This is a genomic window from Paraburkholderia sp. XV (genome assembly GCF_020177535.1).
In the GTDB taxonomy this organism is placed as follows: Bacteria; Pseudomonadota; Gammaproteobacteria; order Burkholderiales; family Burkholderiaceae; genus Paraburkholderia; species Paraburkholderia caribensis.
Map to the genome: position 1 here is coordinate 1 of NZ_JAGUUD010000202.1, position 8,315 is coordinate 8,315.

Below are 8,315 nucleotides of genomic sequence, written 5' to 3' on the forward strand. Positions count from 1 at the left end.
CCGCACAGGGGCGACGCTTGAAGCACGCTAACGTAACGCGGATGCCAGCGAAAAAACCGGCAAACCAAAACCAAAACCAAAACAAAAAACAAAAACCAAACCACAACCAAACCGCCCGCGCCGCGAAGGCGCTACATACTTCCCAAAAGCAAATCCTCAATCATCACTGGCAACCTCCGCACCCTGACCCCTGTCGCATGATGCACGGCATCCGTAATCGCCGCCGCGACACCAGCAAGCCCGATTTCTGCAATCCCCCGCGCCCCCAACTCATTAAAAACAGGATCAGGATAATCAAGAAACGTCACATCCAGCGCCGGCGTATCGGCATGCGAAGCAACAATATAGTCCGCAAGATTGCTATTGATCGGCGCACCGCTCTGCGCGTCATACATCGTATGTTCAAACAAGGCCATCCCAACCCCCATCACCACAGCCCCTTCAATCTGATTGCGCCCGGCGCGCGGATTCAGAATCCGCCCCGCGTCGATCACCGTCACGACACGGTTCACGCGCAGCCGCGCCGTCTCCGGCTGCCACGTCACCTCGGCGAAATGCGCGCCATACGAGTAGATCGAATAGTGCTTTTTCAACGGATCGTCAAAGCCGCCCTGCGCACTGCCCTTCCCCGACGCCGCATGCATCTTCGCCGCCTGCAGGATCTGCGCAAACGGCACCCCCTTCTCCGCCGCTTCCGTCTTGCGATGCACCCGCCCCGCGCCAAACGCGAGCGTGTCCTTGTCCACACCCTTGAATGGCGACTCGTCGACAGCCGCCGCGCGTGCCAGCACCATCTCCGTTGCCGCACGCGCCGCCTGCAGCACGGCGGGAATCACGGAAGCCGTCGCGGCCGAACCACCGGATATCGGCCCTACAGGCAGCATCGTATCGCCGAGCACGACTTCGATTTTGTCGAGCGGAATGCCCGTGTGCCCCGCCACCAGTTGCGCGAGGATCGTGTACGTGCCCGTGCCGATGTCCTGCGTGCCGCACACGACGCGCGCCGTGCCGTCCGCGCGCAGATCGACGCTTGCCTCGGCGGAAAAACGCAGCCCCGGCCAGCCGCACGCGCCGACGCCCCAGCCGAGCGTCAGCCCGTCGCGCGTCATCGAACCGACTTCGGCCGTGCGCTGCGCCCAACCGAACTTCTTCGCGCCCGTCGTCAGACACTCCACGAAATGCCGCGACGAAAACGGCAAGCCCGTCGATTCGTCCACTTTCGGCTCGTTCCTCAAACGGAATTCGACAGGGTCGATATCGAGCTTGCGGGCGAGTTCGTTCATCGCCGATTCGAGCGCATACAGACCCGGCACCGCGCCCGGTCCACGCATCGCCGTCGGCGAGCCGACGTTGCGCCGAACCAGCCCCGAAGTCACACGCAGATTCGGCACGCTGTACAAGAACGGCGTGATCTCGCCGCAGCTTTCCTCGTAGTCGTCGGCAATCGCGGTGTGATTCAGGTAGTCGTGGCGAAGCGACGTGAGCTTGCCGCTGCGATCGGCGGAAAGACGCATGCGCTGCTGCGTCGTCGGACGATGGCCGACGTTCTGGAACATCATCTTGCGGCTCACGACCAGCTTCACCGGCTGCCCCGTGTGACGCGACGCAGCCGCCGCCAGCAGCGAATGCGGCCACATCCACAGCTTGCCGCCGAAGCCCGAGCCGAGATAGCGCGAGATCACGCGCACTTTCTCTTTCGGCAAGCCGAGCATCTGCATCAGCGTCCCCTGATGGTTGGACACGGCCTGCGTCGTCTCATAGAAGGTGTAGCCCTCGCCGTCCCACTGCGCGACAGTGGCGTGCAGTTCGATCGGGTTGTGCGTTTCGACGGGCGTCACGTACGTCTCGTCGAGCGTCACTTCGCCGGCTTCGAATGCGGAGGCCGCGTCGCCACGCTCGCTTTGGACATGCGGCTCGCCCTTCGCTTCGAGTTCGTCGCTGACGTCATGCGCCGTCCTGTCATAGCCGACTTTCACGGCGGCCGCGGCGTTGCTCGCCGCCTCGAACGTCTCGGCGACGACGGCGGCCACGTACTGCCCGTAATAGCGGATCACATCGTCGTCGAACGGCGGACGCGCTTCGTCGACGAATCCCGTCTCCATCGAGTTGCCCGAAATGCGGTAGAAGCGGCCGATGTTTCCGCGATGCAGAATCACGCGCACGCCGGGCATCGCCTGCGCGGCGGCGAATTCGAGCGACGTGACACGGCCGCTCGCGATCGTCGCGCATACGGGCACCGCGTACAGCATGTCGGGCAAATCGATATCGGAGGTGTACTGCGCGCGTCCGCTCACTTTCAGCGGACCGTCGACGCGCGACTGCGGCTGCCCAATCACGGACAGCAAGGAATCGGACACAGTGGACATGGAAAGAAGTCCTCGAAAAAGTTTCAGACGGACTGCATGACCTGCGTCAATGCATGTATCAGGCAGCGCCTCGATAGTTCGATCTTGAAGCCGTTCTGGCTCTGCGCTTTCGCATTGGCGAGCGCGGCGTCGGCGGCGCGCGCAAAGCTGGCGGCGTCGGGCACGGCGCCCGCGAGTTCGGCTTCGGCTTCGCGCGCGTGCCACGGTTTCGTGCCGACGCCGCCGAGCGCGACACGCGCGCGCGTGATGCGCCCGTCGACAACATTGACGACGACAGCCGCCGAAGCCAGCGCGAATTCGTACGACGCGCGGTCGCGCAGCTTCAGATACAGCGAACGGCTGCCCGGAATGGGAGGCAACGTGACATGTGTGACGAGATCGCCCGGTTCGAGCACGGTTTCGCGCTCCGGCGTGTCGCCCGGCAGCAGGTAGAAATCGTCGATCGGGACACTGCGCGCGCCCTTCGTCCCCTGAATCTGCACCGTCGCGCCGAGCGCCGCGAGCGCGACGTTCATATCCGACGGATTGGTCGCAATACATGCGTCGCTCGTGCCGAGTATCGCCATCGTCCGGTTGAAGCCTGTGATTGCAGCGCAGCCGGAACCGGGCGCGCGCTTGTTGCACGGCATCGCGGTATCGCGGAAGTAGACGCAGCGCGTGCGTTGCAGCAGGTTGCCGCCCGTCGTCGCCATGTTGCGCAGTTGCGCGGACGCGCCTGCCAGCAGCGCCTGCGACAGCACCGCATACGGCTCGTGAATCAGCGGATGCAGCGCGAGGTCGGCGTTGCGCACCAGTGCGCCGATCTTGACGCCGCCGTCATCCGTCACTTCGACGCGGTCGAGCGGCAAGCGGCGGATATCGACCACGCGCGCCGGTTTCTCGACATCGAGCTTCATCAGATCGAGCAGCGTCGTGCCGCCCGCGAGAAAACGCACCTGCGCGCCCTGCTGCGCGGTTTGCGACGCCGCGCCCGCGACGATCGCGTCGCGCACGTCGTTCGCGCGCGAAAGCTGGAACAGTTCCATCGTGGCCTCCTAGCGCTTGCCGCGCACGGTCTGGATGGCCGTCACGATGTTCTGGTAGGCGCCGCAGCGGCACAGGTTGCCGCTCATCGCTTCGCGCACGTCGGCGTCGTCGGGGCCGATCGCCTCGTCGAGCAGCGCGACGGCCGACATGATCTGGCCGGACGTACAGTAGCCGCACTGATAACCGTCGCATTCGACGAACGCGGCCTGCATCGGATGCAGCGCATCGGGCTCGCCGATGCCTTCGATGGTCGTGATCGTGTCGCCTTCGTGCGTCGCAGCGAAAGACAGACACGCGTTTTCACGGCGGCCGTTCACATGCACCGTGCACGCGCCGCACTGGCCGTGGTCGCAGCCTTTTTTCGTGCCCGTCAGATGCAGATGCTCGCGCAACGCGTCGAGCAAGGTCGTGCGCGGATCGAGCGCGAGCGCGTAAGCCGTGCCGTTCACGTTCAGTTCGACGGGAATCGTGACGCTGGACGACGGCTGCGCGTGGGGGGTGTCGCCGGGTGGAGTGACTTCGGGTCGGGCAATGGTGTGGGGCATCGGGAAATCTCCATGCAGCAATCGGAATGGGACGATCGGAAGGAAGACGGTCGAATGCCAGATGGCGCGTGTCACGATCGCGCGACGCCGTCGCCGTACCGTGGAGCACCGATGGACAAGCGGAAAGTATAGGCCCCCATTCGCGGGCGCGCCGGTGAACCCTCCGCATGTCAGACGTGCTGCCCTTGCGCCATCCGGATGCCGATCAAACGTCAGATCTATATCGACAGACTGACCAGCCCAGCAAGCGCGATACCCGGGCTCGCACATGCCGCGCTGCAAAACTCCGTGACGGTTACATCTGCCCGCTACAGCCCATACATCGCTCACTCATCCAGAACGATTTCGATTCAATGCGCATGACAGTGAAGAACATGAAACGGAAACGGCGCCGCAGTCTGAAATCGTTGCTACTGATGGGCGCAGCCTGCGCCCTGCTGTCGGCCCGCAGCGCGTCGGCGCAGGAAATCGCGCTGTACGGCGGCTGGCTGAGAGGCGCGGGCACGAACACGTATTCGTGGGCGATCGACTATACGGAAGGCTTTGGAAGATACCTCGCGGGCAGCATCACGTGGTTGAACGAAGGCCATATGCCGGACCATCACCGCGACGGGCAGGCGGTGCAGATCTGGGGGCGTTTGCCGCTCGCGCAAAACCGCTTCGTGATTGCGGTCGGCGTGGGGCCGTATCGCTACTTCGATACGGAAGCGGCCGAACAGGGCCAGGGCTACTCGAACACCCACGGCTGGGGCGGCCTGTTCAGCGCGCGGGCGACCTGGTACACATCGCGCCGCTGGACGACGAGCCTGCAACTGAACCGCGTGCAGGTGTCGAACGGACCTTCGACGACGGCCGTGCTGCTCGGCGCCGGCTATCAGCTCGACGCGCCCGACGAGCCGGGACCGCGCGCCTGGGCGCTGCCGCGCACGCATGACGTGACGAACAACGAAGTCACGGTGCTGGTCGGGCAGACCATTCTCAACAGCCTCGAGTCGCAGACGTCGATAGCCGAGTCGATCGAATACCGCCGCGGGCTTACGCACTGGCTCGACGGCACGTTCGGCTATCTGCATGAGGGCGGCGGCCTGAAAGCGCGCCGCGACGGCCTCACGGCGAAGACCCCGACGAACGCTCGACGGGCGACGGCATCCTGTCGGGCCTCGTATCGGTGTCGGCGTCGTACCGCTTCACGCAGCACTGGGCGGCGCGCGTGACGTGGAATCGCGTCGTCACGCGCTACAGCCGCGATACGGATGTGCTGATGGGTGGTATCGGCTACCGGTTCTAGCGGCGCCGCCGCGTTCATGCAAGCGCCTGCTCCACGCCCAGATCGGCCAGCGGATGCGCCTGCGTCCGCCACGGCGACGACAGGAAATGCCGCACGCGCTCGGGCCGCACTTCGGCCAGCGTCGCGGGCGCCCAGCGCGGCTTGCGGTCCTTGTCGACGAGATGCGCGCGCACGCCTTCGCTGAAATCGCCCTCTTCGATCGCACGCGTGACGATGCCCAGTTCCATCCGGAAACATTCGGCGAGCGTCATCTGACGGCCGCGCAACAGCGCGTCGCGCGTGACGTACAGCATGGTCGGCGAATGCGAGGTCAACGCGTCATAGGTTGCCTGCAGCCACTGACGCACCTCGCGCTGGCCCATTTGCGGTGCATGCTCTCGCTCCAGATCCTGGCGCAGCGTCGCGACGATCCGCTCGACGCCCGAGCGCCGGTCGAAGTGCCGCAAGATCAACTGCGTGAACGCGCCGAGCCCCGCGTGCGGGACGATGTTGCATGGCGGCTCGAATACGGTGCGCAAGGCGCGCAGCAGACCGTCGGCGGCGACGTCGGCCGTTGCGATGCGCAACAGACGCTCCTCGAACGTGTCGAGCCATTCGGACGGCACGCACAGATCCGCAAGCTGGAAGCACAACGCCTCCGCGCCCGTCAGCGTCACGCCTGTCAGTCCGACATACAGTTCGATCTCGGCGGGCATCACGCTCAGAAAACGTGTCGCGCCGACGTCGGGCAGAAAGCCGATGCGCGTCTCGGGCATGGCGATCTTCGTGCGTTCGGTGACGATGCGCAGCCGCGCCGCCTGGCCGAGGCCCATGCCGCCGCCCATCGCGATGCCGTCGAGCAGCGCGACAACGGGCTTCGGAAAGGTATGCAGCGCGTAATCGAGGCGGTACTCGTCGATGAAGAACTGCTGCCAGTCCGTTTCGTTGCGCTGCCGCATGCCGTATAGCGCGCGCACGTCGCCGCCTGCGCAGAAGCCTTTCGCGCCCGCGCCGCGCAGCACGATGGCGACGATTTCGCTATCGGTGCGGCAGCGCTCGACCAGCACGGCCAGTTCGCGCACCATCTCGTGCGACAACGCGTTCAGCGCGGCCGGGCGGTTCAGCGTGACGATCGCGACGCGATTGACGACGCGAAACAGCACGTCGGGTTCGTGCGCGCTTGCCTCGTTGAGAACAGCGTTCATCGCTGCGACTCCTTCGATTGCACGCCTTGCCACTGCGGCGCGCGTTTTTCGAGGAACGCATTGACGCCCTCGCGCTGATCCGCGCCGTCGAACAGATCGACGAAGCGCTCGCGCTCCACGGCCAGCGCCGCCGTGCGCGGCACGCCGTTGCGGGCCTGCTGGATCAGATCCTTGCTGAACGTAACGGCCTGCGGGCTCAAGCCCGCGACGCGCGCCGCCATCTGCAACGCGAATTCGCGTGCCGCACCCTTCTCGACCACTTCTTCGACGAGCCCGATGCGCAGTGCCGTCGCGGCATCCACGCGCTCGCCCGTCAACACGATGCGCTTCGCCCAGCCTTCGCCGACGAGCCACGGCAGCGTCTGGGTGCCGCAGCCGCAGGGCAGCAGGCCGACGGCGGTTTCCGGCAGCGCCATTACCGCGTGCTGCTCGGCGATGCGGATATCGCAGGCGAGCGCGCATTCGAGGCCGCCGCCCATCGCATAGCCGTTGATTGCGGCGATCACGACGGGCCGCGCGTTCTGCAGCGCTTCGAACGCCGAGCCGAAGCGCGATGCCGCCTGTCGCGCGATTTCCTTGTTGCCGTCGGCGAAGGTGTTGAGATCGGCGCCCGCGCTGAAGAACTTCGGGCCGTCGCCGGTGATGACGATGGCGCGCACTTGCGCGTCGCCGTTCAGGCGTTCGATGGTGTGCTGCAACTGCAATAGCCCTTCCGGCGTGAATGCATTCGCGGGCGGGCGCTTCAGGGTCAGCAGGGCGACGCTGCCGTCATGGGCGTAGTCGAGTTCGATCATTTACGCGTCTCCATCCTTGCGATACAGCTTGATCACCGCTGAGAAGTCGAGCTTGCCGGCGCCGTTCGTGCTCATGGTCTGATAGAGCTGTTGCGCGAGCGCGCCGAGGTAGACGGGTTGGCGCGCGAGTTTTGCGGCATCGGTGGCGAGGCCGAGATCCTTGAGCATCAGGTCGGTGCCGAAGCCGCCTGTGTAGCCGCGCGTGGACGGCGCGGTGTCGATGACGCCGGGGAACGGGTTGTAGGTGTCCGAGCTCCAGCAGCGGCCCGTCGATGTGTTGATGATCTTGCCCAGTACCTGGGGGTCGATGCCGAGTTTCTCGCCGAGTGCCATCGCCTCCGACACGCCGGCCATCGTGATGCCTAGCACCAGGTTGTTGCAGATCTTTGCGACCTGGCCGGTCGAGGTTTCGCCGCAATGGACGATGTTTTTGCCCATTGCTGAGAGGATGGGTTTTACCTGTTCGTATGTTTCTGCGGTGCTGCCGACCATGAATGTCAGCGTCCCGGCTGTTGCACCGCCTGTGCCGCCTGAGACGGGTGCGTCGACGAAGGTGTTTCCGTTCTGTGTCGCCAGGGCGGCGAAGGTTTTTACACTGGCCGGGTCGATGGTGCTCGAGTCGATGATCGTTACGTTCTTCGCGATGCCCGCGAGGATGCCTTCTTCACCTGTTAGCACTGCTTTTACATGTGCTGCCGCGGGGAGCATCGTGATGACGTATTCGACGTCTGTCGAGGCTTCTTTTGGGGTTCTTTTTGCTGTGGCGCCCGCTTCTGTTAGTAATTGCACTGCGTGCGGGTTCAGGTCGAAGACCGTTACCGTGTGGCCCGCTTTCAGCAGGTTTAGCGCCATCGGCGCGCCCATGTTGCCTAGTCCTATGAAGCCGATTTTCATGTTCGATCCTCTGGGTTGGTCCGGGTTTTTTTGCTGTTGTGGTGGGGTTTTGGGGTTTCTTCTTTGTGGTTTGGCTTTGCGCTGGCATCCGAGTTACGTTAGCTCGCTTTAGGCGTCGCCTCTGTGCGTTTGCCTTTGCGCTGGCGGCCGCGATTTGACTCTGCGCTGGCATCCGCGTGACGTTAGCGTGCTTCACGCGTCGCCCCTGTGCGGGGCGG

At 64.7% G+C, this 8,315-nt stretch carries 6 protein-coding genes and 1 pseudogene; 1 reads left to right on the plus strand and 6 read right to left on the minus strand.

Annotated features, from left to right (window positions below; translation table 11 throughout):
* Positions 1–131: 131 nt before the first annotated feature.
* From KFO72_RS40590 to KFO72_RS40600, 3 genes are read right to left on the minus strand one after another with little or no spacing between them, the layout of a single operon-like run.
* A complete protein-coding gene (locus tag KFO72_RS40590; RefSeq protein WP_225034461.1) occupies positions 132–2,366 on the minus strand; it encodes a xanthine dehydrogenase family protein molybdopterin-binding subunit in 2,235 nt (744 codons plus the stop codon).
* A gap of 23 nt (positions 2,367–2,389) precedes the next feature.
* On the minus strand, positions 2,390–3,391 hold the full coding sequence (locus KFO72_RS40595) for an FAD binding domain-containing protein (RefSeq protein ID WP_060603482.1): 1,002 nt from the start codon (positions 3,389–3,391) through the stop codon (positions 2,390–2,392).
* A gap of 9 nt (positions 3,392–3,400) precedes the next feature.
* Positions 3,401–3,937, minus strand: coding sequence for a (2Fe-2S)-binding protein (locus KFO72_RS40600; protein WP_060603484.1), 537 nt, complete (start codon positions 3,935–3,937; stop codon positions 3,401–3,403).
* A gap of 416 nt (positions 3,938–4,353) precedes the next feature.
* Between KFO72_RS40600 and KFO72_RS40605 the strand changes: the two are divergent.
* Positions 4,354–5,225: pseudogene (locus KFO72_RS40605) on the plus strand (hypothetical protein).
* A 14-nt stretch (positions 5,226–5,239) separates the two neighbouring features.
* Here the strand turns inward: KFO72_RS40605 and KFO72_RS40610 are convergent.
* Genes KFO72_RS40610 through mmsB form a run of 3 tightly spaced genes read right to left on the minus strand, consistent with a single transcriptional unit; the run spans position 5,240 to position 8,097 of the window.
* Positions 5,240–6,409, minus strand: a complete 1,170-nt coding sequence (locus tag KFO72_RS40610; RefSeq protein WP_107204095.1) for an enoyl-CoA hydratase/isomerase family protein — start codon at positions 6,407–6,409, stop codon at positions 5,240–5,242.
* Positions 6,406–7,203 carry an enoyl-CoA hydratase gene (locus tag KFO72_RS40615; RefSeq protein ID WP_225034462.1) on the minus strand — a complete coding sequence of 266 codons (798 nt, stop codon included), beginning with the start codon at positions 7,201–7,203 and terminating at the stop codon, positions 6,406–6,408. The genes KFO72_RS40610 and KFO72_RS40615 overlap by 4 nt, the downstream gene beginning before the upstream one ends.
* The gene (mmsB, locus tag KFO72_RS40620) at positions 7,204–8,097 is read right to left on the minus strand and encodes a 3-hydroxyisobutyrate dehydrogenase (protein ID WP_225034463.1); all 894 of its coding nucleotides are present in this window, start codon (positions 8,095–8,097) and stop codon (positions 7,204–7,206) included. It lies immediately after the preceding gene.
* Positions 8,098–8,315: the final 218 nt, after the last annotated feature.